Origin of the sequence: Streptomyces sp. IBSNAI002 (assembly GCF_052244475.1) — a bacterium.
Classification (GTDB): domain Bacteria; phylum Actinomycetota; class Actinomycetes; order Streptomycetales; family Streptomycetaceae; genus Streptomyces.
This window is the reverse complement of record NZ_JBQPXG010000002.1, coordinates 3,463,869-3,481,025: the sequence shown is the minus strand read 5'-3', so window position 1 is coordinate 3,481,025 and position 17,157 is coordinate 3,463,869. Positions and strand designations below refer to the sequence as shown.

Below are 17,157 nucleotides of genomic sequence, written 5' to 3'. Positions count from 1 at the left end.
CTTCTGCGTCAGGGCGTGGGCACGGCGCTGTCGGGGGGTGCGGGGCTATCGGGGGGTGCGGCGCGGGAGGACGTGCGTGTGGAAGCGGACGGCTTCCCTGCCGTCCGAGTCCGAGTCCGAGTCCGCGCCCGCGTCCGAGCCGGTTTCCGGGGGCGGCAGGTCGCGGTAGCTGTTGATCAGGTCGTGGAGCTTTCCGATCAGCTCCACGCTCTGCGCGGCGGTCAGCCTCAGCGTGAAGTCGCTGAGGTCCGCGGCGCCGCGCCATTCGGCGGGCCACTCGTGCGCCGTGCCGAGCCAGGTGTTCAGCTCCTGCGTGTGGTTCCTCGCGATCTCGGCCAGGAACACGTCCGCCGCGCCGCGCGTCACCGCGTCGTCGGCGTGGATCTGGCCCTCGTCGAGGGCGGTGCCCTCGTGGGAGGACTTCCACCACCGCTCGCGGCCCTTGCCGCGCTCGGGCGCGTCCTCGACGAAGCCGTGCGCGGCGAGCTGGCGCAGGTGGTAGCTGGTGGCGCCGCTGGACTCGCCGAGCTTCGCGGCCAGTTGGGAGGCCGTGGCCGGGCCGTCCAGGCGCAGCGCGGCCAGCAGGCGCATGCGCAGGGGGTGGGCCAGGCCGCGCAGGGCGTGGGCGTCGAGGGTGCGGACGTGGGGCTGGTTGCCGGGCGGCGGCGGCGTCTCGGACATGCCTCGACTGTAGAGTTGCAAAGATTCCTCTGCAAGGATTTCTTTGCAACGAATTCTTTGGAGCGAGCGCTCTGGAGCGAGTGCTCGGGAGCGGCCTCTCCGGCTCCGGCGCAACGGCCTCGTCCGCGGTCAGCCCTCCTTGATGAAGCCCTCCTTCAGGAGCCAGTCCTTGGCCACCCCGTGCGGATCCTGTCCGTCCACGTCCACCCGGGCGTTCAGCTCCCGCGCCACCTGCGTCGTCAGCCTCTTCGTCAGCGGGTCCAGCAGCTCCGCGATCACCGGGTACTCGGCGAGCGTCTTCGCGTGGACCACCGGGGCCGCGTTGTAGTTGGGGAAGAACTTCCGGTCGTCGGCGAGGGTGTCCAGGTCCATGGCCTCGATCCGCCCGTCCGTCGTGAACGCCTCGCCCAGCAGGCAGGAGTCGGACTTCGAGACCTGCGTATAGATGATCCCGGCGTCCATCTTCCGGACGTTGGCCGTCGGGATCTTCATCCCGTACGCCTTCTCCATGCCCGGCAGCCCGTCGTCGCGCGAGGCGAACTCGTTCTCCACGCACAGCGTCACCGCCGACGGGTCCTCCCGCGCCAGCTTCGCCACGTCCGAGAGCGTCTTCAGCCCGTACTTGGCGTTGTTCTTCTTGCTGATCGCCAGGGTGTAGGTGTTGTTGAGCGTGGACGGCGGCAGCCACGCCACCCCGTTCCCCACGTCCGCGTCCCGCACCGCCTCCCACTGCCGCCGGGGGTCGTCGATCGGCTCCGCGTTGCCCTGGTAGGTGATCCAGGCCGTGCCCGTGTACTCGTACATCGCGTCCGCGTCGCCCTTGCGGACCGCCTCGCGCGAGCTGATCGAGCCGGGCAGGTTGGTCCGGTCGACGACCTCCGCGCCGGCGGCCTTGAGGATCAGGCCGACCATCTGGCCGAGCACGATGTTCTCGCTGAAGTTCTTCGAGGTGACCGTGAGCGTGGCACCCTTGAGCGGCTCGCCCTGCCCCACCGAGCCCGGTACGACGTCGTCCGCCATCGGCGATCCGCTCTTGAGCCCGCAGCCCGCGAGGGTCAGCAGCGCCACCGCGCCGACGGCCGCCCGTGCCCGCAGGGTACGCACGGTACGCATCTAGGCCTCCAGCCCGCGCGGGGTCAGGACCGTCTCCGCCAGCGAGGCAAGCCAGTCCACGAACAGGGCGAGCAGCACGGTGAGGACCGAGCCCAGGATCAGCACCGGCATCCGCTGCGTCTGGATCCCGGAGGTGATCAGGTCGCCCAGGCCCCCGCCGCCGCCGAAGGTGGCCAGGGTGGCCGTGCCGACGTTGAGGACCAGGGCGGTCCGGACGCCCGCGAGGATCAGCGGGACCGCCAGCGGCAGTTCCACTTTCGCCAGGGTCCCGGTGGCCGACATGCCGATCCCGCGGGCGGCCTCCACCAGCTGCGGGTCGATCGCCCGCAGCCCCGCGACCGTGTTGGACAGCACGGGCAGCACGGCGTACGCGACCATGCCGATGATCGCCGTGGACGGGCCGATGCCGAGCCAGATCACCAGCAGGGCCAGCAGGCCGATGGCGGGGGTGGCCTGGCCGACGTTGGCGACGGCGGTGACCAGCGGCGCGGCCCGGCGCAGTCCGCCGCGGGTGAGGGCGATGCCCAGCGGGATGGCGATGACCAGCACCCAGAACGTGGAGATCGCGGTCAGCTGGACGTGCTGCCACAGCCGCAGTTCGACGTTGCCGCCGGAGAGGGAGTTCTCGGCGATGGAGTCGAGGCTGATGTTGGTGATCCACAGGTAGGTGGCCAGCAGGGCCAGCGCCAGCGCGGCCGGCGGCAGGACCAGCCTGCGCCAGGTGATCCGGCGGGGCGGGGGCGCCGGCGCCGGGGCCTCCTCGGCCTCCACCAGCTCGTCGTCCCGCAGGACGAGGTCCCTGAACGAGTGCCCCTTGACCTCGTGTTCGCCCGGTGGCCGTTCGCCCTGCGGCCGTCCGTCCGGTGCGGAGTTCGCGGTGCTCACGAGTCGCCCGCACCGCCCTCCAGTTCCCGTTCGGTCCGGTGGTGGCGCAGTTCCTCCAGGTCGTGCCGGTGCTCGGCGGCCGTGAGCCGGTCGGCCTCCAGCATCTCGTGCACCGAGTTCAGCAGGGTCTCCATGTCGACGACGCCGATGTACTCGCCGCGCCGGCCGGTCACCGCGACCCGGCCGCCGCTGTCGGTGAGGACCGCCTCCAGGGCGTCGTGCAGGGTCGCGTCCCGGGTGACGGTGTCGTGCACCAGCTGTCCGGCCCGGGCCAGGGAGCCCTTGGCGCGCATCAGGTCGCCCCGGCGCAGCCACTTGTAGGGGCGGCCGCGCCGGTCGAGCATCAGCAGTTCGTTGGTCGTGCCGTCGCGCAGGGTGTTGAAGATCTGCTGGAGCGGATCGTCCACCGAGACGGTCGGGAAGGCGGCGATCCCCACGTCCCGTACGCGGGTCAGGTTGAGCCGTTTGAGGGCCGCGCCGGCGCCGACGAAGCCGGAGACGAAGTCGTCGGCGGGGTTGGTGAGGATGGCCTCGGGGGTGTCGAACTGGGCGATGTGCGAGCGCTCGCGCAGCACCGCGATCCGGTCGCCGAGCTTGATGGCCTCGTCGAAGTCGTGGGTGACGAAGACGATCGTCTTGTGCAGCTCGTGCTGGAGCCGGATCAGTTCGTCCTGGAGGTGGTCGCGGGTGATCGGGTCCACCGCGCCGAAGGGCTCGTCCATGAGCAGGACGGGAGGGTCGGCGGCCAGCGCCCGGGCCACGCCGACGCGTTGCTGCTGGCCGCCGGAGAGCTGGCGCGGGTAGCGGCCGTGGAACTCGCGCGGATCGAGCCCGACCAGGTCGAGCATCTCCTCCACCCGGTCCTTGACCTTCGCCTTGGACCAGCCGGTCATCTTCGGGACCAGGGCGATGTTCTCGGCGACCGTCATGTGCGGGAAGAGGCCGGAGGACTGGATCGCGTAACCGATCTTGCGCCGCAGTTTCACCGGGTCCATGTCGGTGACGTCCTCGTCGCCGATGCGGATCCGGCCCGAGGTGGGCTCGATCAGCCGGTTGATCATCTTGAGGGTGGTGGACTTCCCGCAGCCCGAGGGGCCGACGAAGACGACCGTCTCGCCCGCCTTGATCTCCATCGAGACGTCGTCGACGGAGGGGTTGGGGTTGCCGGGGTAGCGCTTGGTGAGGTTCTCCAGCCGGATCGTCGCGCCCGAGGTGCTTCCCGGGCCGCCGGCGCTGCCGGTCTCGGACTCGGTCTCGGTCTCGGTCTCGGACTCGGACTCAGGCACGGATTCCCCTCGGGATGGTCAGACGGCCGAGCAGGACGTACGCGGCGTCGAAGAGCAGGGCGAGGATGACGATGCCGATCGTCCCCGCCAGTACCTGGTTGATGGCGTTGGCGCTGCCCAGCGAGGCGATCCCGCGGAAGATCTCGTTGCCGAGGCCTGGCCCGGAGGCGTACGCGGCGATCGCGGCGATGCCCATCAGCATCTGGGTGGAGACCCGGATCCCGGTGAGGATCGGCGGCCAGGCGAGCGGGAGCTCGACCTTCAGCAGCCGGGCGGTGCGGGACATCCCGATGCCCGTCGCCGCGTCGACCAGGGCGGGGTCCACCCCGCGCAGGCCGACGATCGAGTTCCGGACGATCGGCAGCAGCCCGTACAGGGTCAGGGCGATCACCGTCGGCGGCACCCCGAGCCCGACCATCGGGATCAGCAGGCCGATCAAGGCCAGGGAGGGGATGGTCAGGATCGTGGCGGTGGAGGTGATGGCGAGGTCGCCGCCCCAGTTGCTGCGGTAGGAGAGCAGGCCGATGGCGAGGCCGAGCACGGTCGCGATGACCATGCACTGGAAGACCACGCTGGCGTGCTGGAAGGCGTCGGTGAGGAGCTGCTCGTGGCGGGCGGACACGTACCTCCAGAAACTCACACCACGTCACCTCGTCCTATCGGCCGTCGTCCTCGGCCGCTTGTTCGACCAGTGGGATGATCCGCAAGGGTACGGGATTCTCCATGACAATCGCGGTCGAAGCCCGCACGATGCCATCAAATCCGACAACACGGTCGATCACCCGCTGGAGATCGGCGTTGGACCGGGCCACGAGCCGGCACAGCATGTCCCCGTGCCCCGTGGTGGTGTGGAGCTCCAGCACCTCGGGCACCCCGTCCAAGTGCGCCCGTACGTCGACCCCTTGGCCCTGCTTGATCTCCAGCGTGGCGAAGGCGGTGACCGGGTAGCCGAGGGCCGCCGGATCGACCTGCGGGCCGAACCCGCGGATGACGCCGTTCGACTGAAGCCGGTCGAGCCGGGCCTGTACGGTCCCGCGCGCCACCCCGAGCCGCCGCGAGGCCTCCAGGACCCCGATCCGGGGCTCGCGGGCGAGCAGGACGATCAGACGGCCGTCGAGTTCATCGATGCCCACGGGGCCTCCAGGGTGGTCATAGTGCACAGATGTTTCAGTCATCCTCCGCTCCTGCTGGTCACTCTGTACAGCCAAACAGGAAACTATTGCGCAGCTTGTGGATCGGCGGGACTCTGCCCTCATGACTGAGTCTTTGACGAACCTCGCCACCACCCCCCACACCGCGCGTGGGGCGGACCCCTTCCCGGTGAAGGGCATGGACGCGGTCGTCTTCGCCGTCGGCAACGCCAAGCAGGCCGCGCACTACTACTCCACGGCCTTCGGCATGAAGCTCGTCGCCTACTCCGGACCGGAGAACGGCGTGCGCGAGACGGCCAGCTACGTGCTCACCAACGGCGCCGCGCGCTTCGTCCTCACCTCGGTCATCAAGGCGACGACCGACCGCGGCCGCTTCCTCGCGGAGCACGTCGCCGACCACGGCGACGGCGTGATCGACCTGGCCATCGAGGTCCCGGACGTGCGGGCGGCGTACGCGTACGCGGTCGAGCACGGCGCCCGCGGCCTGGAAGAGCCGTACGAGGTCAAGGACGAGCACGGCACGGTCGTGCTGGCCGCGATCGCCACCTACGGCCAGACCCGCCACACCCTGGTGCAGCGCGGCGACTACGCAGGCCCCTACCTGCCGGGCTTCGTCTCCGTCGACCCGATGGTCGAGCCCCCGGCCAAGCGCACCTTCCAGGCCATCGACCACTGCGTGGGCAACGTCGAGCTCGGCCGCATGAACGAGTGGGTCGCGTTCTACAACAAGGTCATGGGCTTCACGAACATGAAGGAGTTCGTGGGCGACGACATCGCGACCGAGTACTCGGCGCTGATGTCCAAGGTGGTCGCGGACGGCACCCTGAAGGTGAAGTTCCCGATCAACGAGCCGGCGATCGCGAAGAAGAAGTCGCAGATCGACGAGTACCTCGAGTTCTACGGCGGCGCGGGCGTCCAGCACATCGCGCTGGCCACGAACGACATCGTCGCGACCGTGCGGTCGATGCGGGCGGCGGGCGTGCAGTTCCTGGACACGCCGGACTCGTACTACGACACGCTCGGCGAGTGGGCGGGCGAGACGCGGGTGCCCGTGGAGACCCTGCGCGAGCTGAAGATCCTCGTCGACCGCGACGAGGACGGCTACCTGCTGCAGATCTTCACCAAGCCGGTGCAGGACCGGCCGACGGTCTTCTTCGAGATGATCGAGCGGCACGGATCGATGGGCTTCGGCAAGGGCAACTTCAAGGCGCTGTTCGAGGCGATCGAGCGCGAGCAGGAAAAGCGCGGCAACCTGTAGCCCGCCAGACCCCGACCCCCCGGCCGAGGCCGGGGGGTCACGGCTGCCCGCCGCCCGAGCGCGAGGCCGCGGGGTGGCGCAGCCGTACGGACCTGCCGGGTCGCGGCCCCGTGAGGGGAGGGCCGCGGCCCGGTCAGCGGGATGACGGAGACGAGGACGGGGACGGCTGCGGCTTCGGCTTCGCCGCGGGCTTCGGCTGCGCGACGGGCTGCGCGGCCTTCGGGAGCTCCGGAGCCACCCACGGCCTGGTCGGCCGCATGTTCTCCGGCCCGCCCGACGGCGGCTGCCCGACCGCCGCCAGGGCCTCCTTCGCCAGCGGCCCCCGCAGCGGCGAGAAGTGCGGATTCGTCCGCATCGCCTCCTGCAGGTGGCGCCGCGTCGCCGCCTCGTCCCCCAGCCCGCGCTCGATCATCGCCCGGTGATAGGCGAAGTCGGCGCTCCGCAGCCCCAGATCGGTCGCCTTCTTCGCGTACTCCAGCGCCGCCGAGTCCTCACCCGCCTTGTGCAGCGCCCAGCCCAGCGCGTCCGCGACCTGCACGCTCTTGTGCCGCGACCACTCTTCCGACAGCCGCCGCACCGCCGCCGCCGGATCCCCGTGGTCCGCCTCGTACAGGCCCAGCACCACGTCGTCGTCGACCCCGTGTGCACCGCCCCGTACCGTCAGCGCGCCCAGCATGTCGTACGGCAGGCGCGCCTCCTCGTCGCGGCCCAGCGAGTCCAGCAGCTCACCCAGTTCCAGCGCCAGCCGCGGCACCGGAGTGCGGCCCAGCGCCATCCGGTAGTCCCGCACCGCCTCCCCGCCGCGCCCCAGCGCGGCCAGCGCCCGGGCCCGGCCGCCCAGCGCCTCCGCCTGCGCCGGATCCGTCCGCAGCGCCCCCTCGTACAGCCGCAGCGCCTCCGCCGCCTCGCCCCGCTCCCAGGACAGCTCCCCGAGCCGGAACAGCGTGTACGCCTTCTCCGCCGGCCCCTTGGCCGCGCCCGCCGCGTGCTCCATCGCGACGACCGCGTCCTCGCGCCAGCCGCGGTCCCGGTAGACCTGCGAGGCCCTGACGTACGCCGCCAGGCCCGGCCGCAGCTCCAGCAGCCGCTCCATCGCCGCCTGCGCGGCCTTGTACTCGCCCAGCCCCGTGTACGCGTCCACCAGCACCGGGTACGCCGTCCACCGCTTCGGGGACTGCGCCCGTACCAGCTCGCCCCACTTCTTCCCGGTCCCGTAGTCCCGCCGGGCATTGGCCAGCGTGCCCATGCCCGTCATCGCGTCGAAGTTGCCCTTCTCCGCCGGGCGGACCTCCAGGGACCTCTTGAGGGCCTTCTCCGCCTTCGGGAACCAGGCCGGGTCCGCGGAGCGCCGCGCCTGCTCCAGGTAGGCGCCGCCCAGGACGGCCCACGAGGCGTCGTCGTCCGCGTGCTTCGCCAGCCATTTCTCGCGGTCCGCGACCAGCGCCGTCAGGTCCACCACCGCGGCGGGCGCGCCCATCCCGACCGCCGCCGCGGCCCGTTCGCTCGGCCCCGGCGGGCGGGCGTCGTCCCCGGTGCGGGCCGGCCGGATCAGCAGGGCCCCCGCGATCAGGACCACCGCGACCGCGGCCGCCACGAGCGTCTTGCGGCCGGTGAAGGTCACGGGCGGCGCCGGGGTCTGCGATTCCTCGTCGATACGGTCGATACGGTCCATGGGCTCACTGTGCGTCAATATGAAGAGCTCTCCGGGGTGCCCGAAGCCGGTCGCGGCCGTGTTCACACCGATGGTCCCCCCGTGCCACCCCCTGGGAGGCGCGGCCGCCGGCGACCACACTGGACCCATGGATGACGATCTCTTCGCACGTCTTCGATCGAGCCTGCTGGCAGGCCTTCCCGCCGAGGCCCTGCTCACCGACCCCCAGGTGACCGCCTCCTACGCCACCGACATGGCCAGCTTCTGCGCCGCGGGCACCCCCGCCGCCGTGGTCCTGCCCCGCACCGTGGAACAGGTCCAGCACGTCATGCGCACCGCGACCGCCCTACGGGTCCCCGTGGTCCCGCAGGGCGCCCGTACCGGCCTGTCGGGCGGGGCCAACGCCTCCGACGGCTGCATCGTGCTGTCCCTCGTCAAGATGGACCGGATCCTGGAGATCTCCGCCGTCGACCGGATCGCCGTCGTCGAACCGGGCGTGGTCAACGCGGTGCTCTCGCGGGCCGTCGCCGAACAGGGCCTGTACTACCCGCCCGACCCCTCCAGCTGGGAGCAGTGCACCATCGGCGGCAACATCGGCACCGCCTCCGGCGGGCTGTGCTGCGTCAAGTACGGGGTCACCGCCGAGTACGTGCTGGGCCTCGACGTGGTCCTGGCCGACGGGCGGCTGCTGAGCACGGGCCGGCGCACCGCCAAGGGCGTCGCCGGGTACGACCTCACCCGGCTCTTCGTCGGCTCCGAGGGCAGCCTCGGCATCGTGGTGCGGGCCGTACTCGCGCTGCGTCCGGCGCCGCCCCGCCAGCTCGCGCTGGCCGCGGAGTTCCCCTCCGTCGCCGCCGCCTGCGCGGCCGTCTGCGCCGTCATGGAGGCCGGTCTGACCCCCTCGCTGCTGGAACTGATGGACCGTACGACCGTGCGGGCCGTCAACGCACTCGGCAAGATGGGCCTGCCGGAGGCCACCGAGGCCCTGCTGCTCGCCGCCTTCGACACCCCGCACGCCCCCGAGGACCTCGCGGCCGTGGGGGAGCTGTGCACGGCCGCCGGGGCCACCGCCGTCGTGCCCGCCGAGGACGAGGCGGAGTCGGAACTGCTGCTCCAGGCCCGCCGGATGTCCTTTCCCGCGCTCGAGGCGCTCAGGCCCGCGACGATGATCGACGACGTGTGCGTACCGCGCTCGCGGCTCGCCGAGATGCTGGACGGCACGGCCGCGATCGCCCGAGCTCAGGACCTGCTCATCGGGGTCTGCGCGCACGCGGGCGACGGCAACACCCATCCGATCGTCTGCTTCGACCCCGCCGACGAGGACGAGACGCGGCGGGCCCGCGAGTCCTTCGGCGAGATCATGGCGCTGGGGCTCTCGCTCGGCGGGACCATCACCGGCGAGCACGGGGTGGGCGTGCTGAAGAAGGAATGGCTGGCCCGCGAACTCGGCCCGGTGGGGCTGGAGATGCAGCGGGCGGTCAAGGACGCCTTCGACCCGCTGGGCCTGCTGAATCCGGGCAAGCTGTTCTGAGGCGCCGGCGGATTCCCCGTCCGGCGTCACAGGTCCCCCTCGGCGGACTCGTCCGAGGGCCAGGGGTCGCGCAGCCACAGTTCGTCGGCCGGGGTCGGGGTCAATAGCTCGGCCAGGGCGTCGTCCAGGCCGAGCCGCTCGGCCTCGGTGCCGGGCGGGACGATGCGCAGGGTGCGCTCCAGCCAGGCCGACACGGAGACGGCGGGGGCCTCCAGCAGGGCGTCGCCGTCGGGCGAGCTGAGGGCCATGCAGAGCACGGACCTGTTGTCGATCTTGGTGGGCCAGATCCGGACGTCGCCGTGACCGCACGGGCGGAACACCCCCTCGACCAGCAGCTCGCGGGCGAAGGTCCAGTTGACGGGGGCGCTGGAGCCGGTGTGGAAGGTGATGTGGACGGCGTACGGGTCGTCCGTCAGGTAGAGGAGCCGTGCCGGGACGGGGACGCTGCGCTCGGGGGACAGGACCAGCTTGAGTTCCAGCTCGCGCTCGATGACGGGGTGGTGCATGACGGCCTCACTTCGGTTCGGTGCGCGGGCGCGGAGCGCGCCCCACACCTGGAGAGAGCTCCCGTGTACCCGGGTATGACGCGACTTCGGGGGGCGAATCGAAGGTTGGCCGAATTCTGTCGGGTGACCGGAAACAGTCGCATGGCCCGGGGTTCGCCCGAAGGTTTGGAATCTCCCGTTACCGGACCTGTCGGGGGGCGGTTCTTGGCTATGGTCCTGCCTTGCACATGCCTCAAGCCACGATCGGAGTTGGGGACATTGACGGCCTCCCCTGGTGACGGCGAGCACGCGGCCCGCGAGGGCTACTACCCCGATCCGTCCATCCCCGGATACGTCCGGTACTGGAACGGCGCCGCCTGGGTTCCGGGTACGAGCCGACCTGCCCCGGCGGTTCCGGTGCCGGTGTCCGTGCCGGTGGAGGAGACGGGGCCGGTGTTCCTGGACCAGACCTCGGCGACGGAGGCGGTGGCCGAGCCGGTGGCCGGGCCGGACGTCGGGCCGGCGGGCGGTCAGGCGGTGTGGCAGGCCGACCCCCTCCACCAGGCCGGCTTCGGCGGGCCGCGCGACCACCGGGTGTCGTGGGGCAGCCCGGCGGAGCCCGGGCAGCGGCCGGAACCGGCGCCCGGGCCGGCGCCCGGGCCGGCGCCCGGGCCGGCCCCGCTCGCGGCCCGCGCCCCCGCCGCCGGGATCTCCCTCGCCCGTACGCCGTCCGCCGCGGCCGGGATCCTGTCGGCCCGCTCCCCGGCGGCCGCGGCCCCGGCTCCCTCTCCGGCCCCGGCTCCGGCGTGGCCCGACGCGCCCGGTGGGGCCGGCGGGTCCAGAGGCTCCGGCCTGACGTCCTCCTGGCCCGAGATGGCGTCCGAGGCCCCGGAGCCCCCGGCCGCCGCGGCCCGTCCCGAGCCCTGGCCGCCCCGACCTGCGGGCGTGCGCCCCTCCATCCCGGCAACCGGGGCCACGGCACCGCCGGAGCCCCGCGCACCCCGCGACGAGCCCCCCGCCGAGCCCTGGCCCCCGCGCCGGACAGGCCCCGAGGCACAGGGCCACCGCGGGGACGCCCCCGGCGGCTGGCGCCCCCACGTCGAGCCCGCCGAAGCCCCGGCCGCCCGCCGGGAGGCAGACGCGGGGGGCCGGCGGCCCCGTGGGGAGGCCGCCGAAGCCCCGGCGCCCCGCAGGCAGGCCGCCCCGGGGGCCCAGGCCCCCGCCGAGCCCTGGACCCCGCCCCGGAAGGGCGAGCCCTCCCCGTCCCGCCGGGAGTCCGACCCCGGCGGCTGGCGCCCCCGCGGCGAGCCCGTCGGGGCCCCGGCCGGCCGCCGGGAGGCGGACGCCCCCCGGCGGGAGGCAACAGGCGGACGGCAGACGACCCCGCGGGACGTGTTCGAGCGGATGGCCGAGCGGGCCGTGCGGCCCGCCGGGCTGGTCCGCCGGGCCGTGGCCCGGGCCGTGGACTCCCTGGTCTTCGCGGCCGTCGCGGCCGCCGCCGCGTGGCCCCTGCTCCCCGACGCCACCGCCCACCTCCAGGCCAAGGTGGACGCCGCCCGGGAGAGCGGCCGCACCACCACCGTCTGGCTGCTCGACGGGACCATCGCCGGCCACCTCGGCCTGGTCCTCGGGACCGTGTTCGTCTTCGGAGTCCTCTACGAGGCCCTGCCCACGGCCCGTTGGGGCCGCACCCCGGGCAAGAAGCTGCTCGGCGTGCGGGTTCTGGCCACCGCGACGCTGCGCCCGCCCACCGTCGGCGCGGCCCTGCGCCGCTGGCTGGTGTACGCCTTCCTGGGCTTCCCCGGCAGCCTCTGGTGCCTCGTCGACCGTCCGCGGCGCCGGGCCTGGCACGACAGGGCGGCCGGGACGTACGTGGCCCGCTGAGCCGCCCGTGACGGGCCGGTCCCCCGGATGGACCGCGTCGCGTTGCGGGGCCGTCGGTGCCGGGTTCGACTCGGGCCATGAGTACCGACCAGCCGCCGCCGGGCGAACGCCCCGAGGACGACCCGTTCCTCAAGAAGCCCCAGGAACCGACGCCTCCGTCGGGCGGTTCGCCGTACGGCTCACCGCCCCCCGGCCCCCCGCCCCCCGGCGGCCCGGGCGGCCCCGGTGGCCCCGGCAGCCCGGGCGGCGGCGGATACCCGCCCGGCGGGGGCGGATACCCGCCCCCGCCGCCCCCGTACAACGGCAGCGGTGACCCGTACGGCGGTGGCGGCGGCTACGGCATGCCCGATCCGCTCGCCGGGATGCCCCCGCTCGCCGACTTCTTCAAGCGGCTGGTCGCCCGCGTCATCGACGTGATCATCGTCGCCGTGCCGCTGTTCCTCATCCAACTGGCCTTCGGCACCAAGCGGTACATGGTCGAGACGAACCGCGGCGAGGACATCAGCGAGGTCATCACGCGGTCCTACAGCGGCAGCGGCCTGATCATGACGCTGATCTCGATCGTCGCGTACATCGGCTACGACTGGTGGTTCACCCACAAGAACGGCCAGACCATCGGCAAGAAGGCGATGGGCCTGCGCGTCGCGATGCTCAACGACGGCAGCGTCCCGCAGTCGAGCCCGGCCCTCGCCCGCGCCGCCGTGCTCTGGCTGCCGACGCTGATCTGCTGCTTCTGCCTGTGGCCGATCGCGCTGGTGATCTCGATCCTGGTGGACAAGCCGTACAAGCAGGGCCTGCACGACAAGGTCGGCAGGACGGTGGTCGTGCAGTCCACCACCTAGCCGCCGGGGCGCGCGGGCGCCCGGTCGTGTCAGTGGTGAACGGGGTGTTCGGCAGCGGCCGTCCGGGGTTCGGGTACCCGGGCGGCCGTCGGCGCGTCCGCGTACGGCAGGTGCGCCGGGACGGGCGCGGGCGCGGGGGCGGGCGCCGGGGCCGGGGCGGTCGTGGCGGCCGGGGCCGAGCCGGGGCGGGCCGCGTGGCGGCCCCTGCGCCGCGGGAGCGGCACGGTGACGGCGACGAGCAGGCCGAGCGCGAGGGCGGCGGCGGCGATGAGCGCGATCCAGAGCCCCGAACTCGTCTGCGAGAGCAGCAGCATGGCGATCGTCGACACGACGACGGTGGCGGACCCGTAGGCGAGCTGTGCGGCAGTCGGACGCGGCATGGCGATATCCGTCCTCAGGGAGGGGAGGGGGAGTCGGCTCAACTCGGTCGCGTGTCAAGTGACTCTACGACGGGGATGCCCGAGCGGAACCGCCAGTAAGCGTGACCTAACCCACGGTGCCGGTGCACGGGGGGCGCACGGGGTCATGCCGCACGCCGCCGTGGGCCCCGAAATGCCCCGCCGAGGCGCGCGCCGGACGACCGTGAAGCGGCCTTCGCCCCATATGGCAGCGGAACGTCCGAATAGCGGAACTCGCTGACCGCATAGTGCAGTTGTAAGGAACAAGTCAAGGTCTGTCTTTTCTTTCGACTCTCCGGTCAAATGTCGTCACTTGAGACGCGCGCCGCGCGGAACCCCCCGCTCCTATGGAGACGTTCCGACCGTCCATGCGGCCGCGGGAGGGGAACGACATCAAGTGACCAGCAACTCCGCCAGACGGCGTGCGCTTCGTACCGCCGCCGTCGCCGTGACCATGGCCGCCTGCGCCACCAGTGCCACCTTCTTCACCGTCGCCTCGGCCCAGGCCGACGACAAGGGCCCGGGCGCCGCCCCGGCCGCCGACCGGCAGGACCCGACCGCTCCTGCCAAGGTGGTCGAACACGACCTCCGGGGCCCGTTCAGCGAGCAGCAGGCGCAGCAGCGCAAGGCCGCCCTGGACCAGGTCCTGACGGGCAAGAAGGACGTCGAGCAGCGCGGCGCCTCCAAGGTCGTCAAGCTCGACGACAAGAAGTACGTCGAGCTCGGCCGCGAGAAGACCGACAAGATCTTCACGATCCTCGTCGAGTTCGGCGACCAGGTCGACGACACGACCATGTACGACCCGGACGGCCCCGGCCCGAAGCCGCCCGTCCAGAAGTACGGCGGCACCCCGGGTCCGCTGCACAACACGATCGCCCAGCCGGACCGCGCGAACGACAACTCCACGGCGTGGCGCAAGGACTTCAGCCGCGATTACTTCCAGGAGCTGTACTTCGGTACGGGGCAGGGCAAGCACTCGCTGAAGACCTACTACGAGAAGACCTCCTCGGGCCGCTACTCGGTCGAGGGCGAGGTCTCCGACTGGGTCAAGGTCCCGTACAACGAGGGCCGCTACGGCTCCAACTACTGCGGCCAGACCAACTGCTCCAACGTGTGGGACACCGTCAAGGACGGCGTCCTCGCGTGGACGGAGGCCCAGAAGAAGGCCGGCAAGACCGACGCGCAGATCAAGGCGCAGCTGGCCCAGTACGACCAGTGGGACCGCTACGACTTCGACGCCGACGGCAACTTCAACGAGCCCGACGGCTACATCGACCACTTCCAGATCGTCCACGCGGGCGAGGACGAGTCGGCCGGCGGCGGCGTGCAGGGCACGACCGCGCTGTGGGCGCACCGCTGGTACGCGTACGGCACCAGCGCGGGCAAGACCGGCCCGGACAACAACAAGGCCGGCGGCACCCAGATCGGTGACACCGGCATCTGGGTCGGCGACTACACGATGCAGCCGGAGAACGGCGGCCTCGGCGTCTTCGCGCACGAGTACGGCCACGACCTCGGCCTGCCGGACCTCTACGACACCTCCGGTGGCGGCGAGAACTCGGTCGGCTTCTGGTCCCTGATGTCGGCCGGCTCCTGGCTCGGCACCGGCAAGGACTCCATAGGCGACCTCCCGGGCGACATGACGGCCTGGGACAAGCTCCAGCTCGGCTGGCTGAACTACGACACAGCGAAGGCCGCGACGAAGTCCACCCACAAGCTGGGCGTGGCGGAGTACAACACCAAGGACAAGCAGGCGCTGGTCGTCGAGCTGCCGAAGAAGAAGGTCCAGACCGACGTCGTCGCTCCCGCCGAGGGCTCCGCCCAGTGGTGGAGCAACATGGGTGACGACCTCAAGAACACCCTCACCCGCTCCGTGGACCTGACGGGCAAGACGTCCGCCGCACTGTCCCTCAAGGGCTGGTGGGACATCGAGGCCGAGTACGACTACCTCTACACCGAGGTGTCCACCGACGGCGGCGCCAACTGGACCGCCCTCGCGGGTACGGCCGACGGCACGGCGCTTCCGGTCGACGCGGCGGGCAACCCGTCGCTGACCGGTGTCTCGGGTGCCTGGAAGTCGCTGAACTTCCCGCTCGACGCCTACGCGGGCAAGAAGATCGACCTCCGCTTCCGCTACCAGACGGACGGCGGCGCGGGCGGCAAGGGCTTCACCGCCGACGCCGTCACCCTGACCGCGGACGGCTCCGCGCTGTTCACCGACGGCGCCGAGAACGGCGACAACGGCTGGACCGGCAAGGGCTTCTCGCGCATCGGCGCCAACTTCACCAAGGAGTACGCGCAGTACTACCTGGCCGAGAACCGCCGTTACGTCTCGTACGACTCCACCCTCAAGGTGGGCCCGTACAACTTCGGCTTCGGCAACACCCGTCCGGACTGGGTCGAGCACTACCCGTACCAGGACGGCCTGCTGATCTGGCAGTGGGACACCTCCCAGAAGGACAACAACACCAGCCAGCACCCGGGCCAGGGTCTGATCCTGCCGATCGACGCCAACGCCAAGCCGATGAAGTGGGCGGACGGCACCCTGCTGCGCAACAAGATCCAGCCGTACGACGCCACCTTCAGCGCGTACTCGACGGACGCGTTCACGCTGCACAAGAACGGCGAGTCGCTCTTCCTGAAGCCGAAGCCCGCGCAGCTGGTCTTCGACGACCGCAAGGGCAAGTACTTCTACGACGAGAACCCGACGGGATCGGTGAAGGTCACTGACACCAACACCAAGATCAAGATCCTGAAGGAGACCTACGACGGTGAGGTCATGACCATCGAGGTCGGTCCCTCTTCGAAGTAATTCGGTAAAACCGCAGGTCAAAGCATGATCGGCCGTCGCCCCCTAGCGGGCGGCGGCCGATCGCGTTTAGATGCGTGGTGCGAGTTTCTTATTGACGGGGGAGATGACAGCCATGCCCGGTGGAGGTTTCGTCAGATTGCCAGGCGGCAGCGTGGTGGTCGCGCTCACGCTGCCGCGACCCTCGGGAGAGGGGGGAAATGTCCGGGTTCTGGTGCACGCCGCGAACCGGGCCCGCGCCCTGACCAGGCTGCGGAACCTCGGCATGCGGGCGGTGTACCTGCGGGGCAACGCGCAGCCCCCGACCCCGGACGAGGTCACGGCGGTCCTGCACCACCCGGACGGCCTGCTGTGGCGCTGCGCGCCCGACGTGGCCGAAGAGCTCTGGCACCCGATCCGGGCCCTGCTGGGCACCTAGCCGGGACCCCGGGGCCCCGGACACCCGTCAGACACCCCCTAGACGTCCCCGCCGGGCGCCCGGCCGCCGATCAGGACGACTCCGGCGGTTCGGAGCTCGTCCAGGGCGCGGGCGGTGGTGTGCGGGGCGACTGCGGCCGTCAGGTCCAGCAGGACCCGCGTGGCGAAGCCGGCGCGGGCGGCGTCGAGGGCCGTGGCCCGGACGCAGTGGTCGGTGGCGATGCCGACCACGTCCACCTCGGTGACGTGCCGGTCCCGCAGCCAGCGCGCGAGGTCCGTCCCGTTCTCGTCGGCCCCCTCGAACCCGCTGTACGCGGCCTCGTACGCCCCCTTGTCGAAGACGGCGGCGACCGCGCCGGAGGCGACGGCCGGGGCGAAGTTCGGGTGGAAGCCGACGCCCTCGGTCCCGGCGACGCAGTGGACGGGCCAGGACGTCTCGTAGTCCGGCTCGGCCGGGGGGTGCGCGAAGTGGCCGCCCGGGTCGATGTGGTGGTCCCGGGTGGCGACCACGTGCCGGTAGCCGGCGGTGGCCTGTCCGATGAGCTCCGTGACGGCGGCGGCCACGTCGGCTCCGCCGGTCACCGCGAGGCTGCCGCCCTCGCAGAAGTCGTTCTGTACGTCGACGACGATCAGTGCGCGGTGCATGTCGCGTGCCCTTCGCTTCGGCGGGTGTGGATGTGCGGGCCGGCTGCTGAGGGCTCTGCCCCGGGACCCCCGGGCCTCAAACTCCCCCGGCTACGGCCGGGAGGGCCCCCGGGCGGGGCCC

General features: G+C 72.0%; 16 protein-coding genes. 6 read left to right on the top strand and 10 right to left on the bottom strand.

Translation table 11 applies throughout. From position 1 onward, the window contains the following. Positions 1–45 precede the first annotated feature (45 nt). The 6 genes from ACTVZO_RS16910 to ACTVZO_RS16885 all read right to left on the bottom strand — a co-directional run bounded on the left by ACTVZO_RS16910 (position 46) and on the right by ACTVZO_RS16885 (position 5,098). On the bottom strand, positions 46–681 hold the full coding sequence (locus ACTVZO_RS16910; protein ID WP_443299175.1) for an ArsR/SmtB family transcription factor: 636 nt from the start codon (positions 679–681) through the stop codon (positions 46–48). A 129-nt stretch (positions 682–810) separates the two neighbouring features. After that, complete coding sequence (locus ACTVZO_RS16905; RefSeq protein WP_443299174.1) at positions 811–1,794, bottom strand: glycine betaine ABC transporter substrate-binding protein; 984 nt, start codon at positions 1,792–1,794, stop codon at positions 811–813. Continuing rightward, positions 1,795–2,679, bottom strand: a complete 885-nt coding sequence (locus ACTVZO_RS16900; protein WP_443299173.1) for an ABC transporter permease — start codon at positions 2,677–2,679, stop codon at positions 1,795–1,797. Further along, entirely contained in the window at positions 2,676–3,965 is a 1,290-nt protein-coding gene (locus tag ACTVZO_RS16895) for a betaine/proline/choline family ABC transporter ATP-binding protein (protein ID WP_443299172.1), read from the bottom strand. Before ACTVZO_RS16895 ends, ACTVZO_RS16900 begins: the two co-directional genes overlap by 4 nt. Continuing rightward, a complete protein-coding gene (locus tag ACTVZO_RS16890; protein ID WP_443299171.1) occupies positions 3,958–4,605 on the bottom strand; it encodes an ABC transporter permease in 648 nt (215 codons plus the stop codon). Before ACTVZO_RS16890 ends, ACTVZO_RS16895 begins: the two co-directional genes overlap by 8 nt. A 16-nt stretch (positions 4,606–4,621) precedes the next feature. Beyond that, complete coding sequence (locus tag ACTVZO_RS16885; protein ID WP_443303197.1) at positions 4,622–5,098, bottom strand: Lrp/AsnC family transcriptional regulator; 477 nt, start codon at positions 5,096–5,098, stop codon at positions 4,622–4,624. A gap of 121 nt (positions 5,099–5,219) precedes the next feature. Here ACTVZO_RS16885 and hppD point away from each other — a divergent pair, with 121 nt between their 5' ends. Beyond that, positions 5,220–6,374, top strand: a complete 1,155-nt coding sequence (hppD, locus tag ACTVZO_RS16880) for a 4-hydroxyphenylpyruvate dioxygenase (protein ID WP_443299170.1) — start codon at positions 5,220–5,222, stop codon at positions 6,372–6,374. A 133-nt stretch (positions 6,375–6,507) separates the two neighbouring features. Here the strand turns inward: hppD and ACTVZO_RS16875 are convergent, their stop codons facing one another. Beyond that, on the bottom strand, positions 6,508–8,046 hold the full coding sequence (locus ACTVZO_RS16875) for a tetratricopeptide repeat protein (RefSeq protein WP_443299169.1): 1,539 nt from the start codon (positions 8,044–8,046) through the stop codon (positions 6,508–6,510). Between the two features lie 127 nt (positions 8,047–8,173). Here ACTVZO_RS16875 and ACTVZO_RS16870 point away from each other — a divergent pair, with 127 nt between their 5' ends. Then, a complete protein-coding gene (locus ACTVZO_RS16870) occupies positions 8,174–9,556 on the top strand; it encodes an FAD-binding oxidoreductase (RefSeq protein WP_443299168.1) in 1,383 nt (460 codons plus the stop codon). 26 nt (positions 9,557–9,582) lie between these two features. Here the strand turns inward: ACTVZO_RS16870 and ACTVZO_RS16865 are convergent, their stop codons facing one another. Continuing rightward, complete coding sequence (locus ACTVZO_RS16865; RefSeq protein WP_443299167.1) at positions 9,583–10,062, bottom strand: SsgA family sporulation/cell division regulator; 480 nt, start codon at positions 10,060–10,062, stop codon at positions 9,583–9,585. A 258-nt stretch (positions 10,063–10,320) separates the two neighbouring features. On the opposite strand from ACTVZO_RS16865, the gene ACTVZO_RS16860 reads away from it, so the two are divergent. Then, positions 10,321–11,925 (top strand): RDD family protein, encoded by a 1,605-nt coding sequence (locus ACTVZO_RS16860; protein ID WP_443299166.1) that lies wholly within the window; start codon positions 10,321–10,323, stop codon positions 11,923–11,925. Between the two features lie 77 nt (positions 11,926–12,002). Next, positions 12,003–12,767, top strand: a complete 765-nt coding sequence (locus ACTVZO_RS16855; protein ID WP_443299165.1) for an RDD family protein — start codon at positions 12,003–12,005, stop codon at positions 12,765–12,767. Between the two features lie 29 nt (positions 12,768–12,796). Here the strand turns inward: ACTVZO_RS16855 and ACTVZO_RS16850 are convergent, their stop codons facing one another. Further along, on the bottom strand, positions 12,797–13,147 hold the full coding sequence (locus ACTVZO_RS16850) for a hypothetical protein (RefSeq protein WP_443299164.1): 351 nt from the start codon (positions 13,145–13,147) through the stop codon (positions 12,797–12,799). Positions 13,148–13,619: 472 nt separating this feature from the next. Here ACTVZO_RS16850 and ACTVZO_RS16845 point away from each other — a divergent pair, with 472 nt between their 5' ends. Together ACTVZO_RS16845 and ACTVZO_RS16840 are read left to right on the top strand one after the other, a co-directional pair. Beyond that, positions 13,620–15,977 (top strand): immune inhibitor A domain-containing protein, encoded by a 2,358-nt coding sequence (locus ACTVZO_RS16845; protein ID WP_443303196.1) that lies wholly within the window; start codon positions 13,620–13,622, stop codon positions 15,975–15,977. Between the two features lie 112 nt (positions 15,978–16,089). Further along, on the top strand, positions 16,090–16,392 hold the full coding sequence (locus ACTVZO_RS16840; RefSeq protein ID WP_069920444.1) for a hypothetical protein: 303 nt from the start codon (positions 16,090–16,092) through the stop codon (positions 16,390–16,392). A gap of 38 nt (positions 16,393–16,430) precedes the next feature. Here the strand turns inward: ACTVZO_RS16840 and ACTVZO_RS16835 are convergent, their stop codons facing one another. Next, positions 16,431–17,036: an isochorismatase family protein gene (locus tag ACTVZO_RS16835; RefSeq protein WP_443299163.1), complete on the bottom strand. Its 606-nt coding sequence runs from the start codon at positions 17,034–17,036 to the stop codon at positions 16,431–16,433. Between the last annotated feature and the right edge of the window lie 121 nt (positions 17,037–17,157).

What these genes read in the sequence shown, in the direction of transcription:
- ACTVZO_RS16910 (WP_443299175.1), bottom strand. Translation starts at nt 681, where the DNA reads ATGTCCGAGACGCCGCCGCCGCCCGGCAACCAGCCCCACGTCCGCACC.
- ACTVZO_RS16905 (WP_443299174.1), bottom strand. Translation starts at nt 1,794, where the DNA reads ATGCGTACCGTGCGTACCCTGCGGGCACGGGCGGCCGTCGGCGCGGTG.
- hppD (WP_443299170.1), top strand. Translation starts at nt 5,220, where the DNA reads ATGACTGAGTCTTTGACGAACCTCGCCACCACCCCCCACACCGCGCGT.
- ACTVZO_RS16875 (WP_443299169.1), bottom strand. Translation starts at nt 8,046, where the DNA reads ATGGACCGTATCGACCGTATCGACGAGGAATCGCAGACCCCGGCGCCG.
- ACTVZO_RS16870 (WP_443299168.1), top strand. Translation starts at nt 8,174, where the DNA reads ATGGATGACGATCTCTTCGCACGTCTTCGATCGAGCCTGCTGGCAGGC.
- ACTVZO_RS16865 (WP_443299167.1), bottom strand. Translation starts at nt 10,062, where the DNA reads ATGCACCACCCCGTCATCGAGCGCGAGCTGGAACTCAAGCTGGTCCTG.
- ACTVZO_RS16855 (WP_443299165.1), top strand. Translation starts at nt 12,003, where the DNA reads ATGAGTACCGACCAGCCGCCGCCGGGCGAACGCCCCGAGGACGACCCG.
- ACTVZO_RS16850 (WP_443299164.1), bottom strand. Translation starts at nt 13,147, where the DNA reads ATGCCGCGTCCGACTGCCGCACAGCTCGCCTACGGGTCCGCCACCGTC.
- ACTVZO_RS16845 (WP_443303196.1), top strand. Translation starts at nt 13,620, where the DNA reads ATGGCCGCCTGCGCCACCAGTGCCACCTTCTTCACCGTCGCCTCGGCC.
- ACTVZO_RS16840 (WP_069920444.1), top strand. Translation starts at nt 16,090, where the DNA reads ATGCCCGGTGGAGGTTTCGTCAGATTGCCAGGCGGCAGCGTGGTGGTC.
- ACTVZO_RS16835 (WP_443299163.1), bottom strand. Translation starts at nt 17,036, where the DNA reads ATGCACCGCGCACTGATCGTCGTCGACGTACAGAACGACTTCTGCGAG.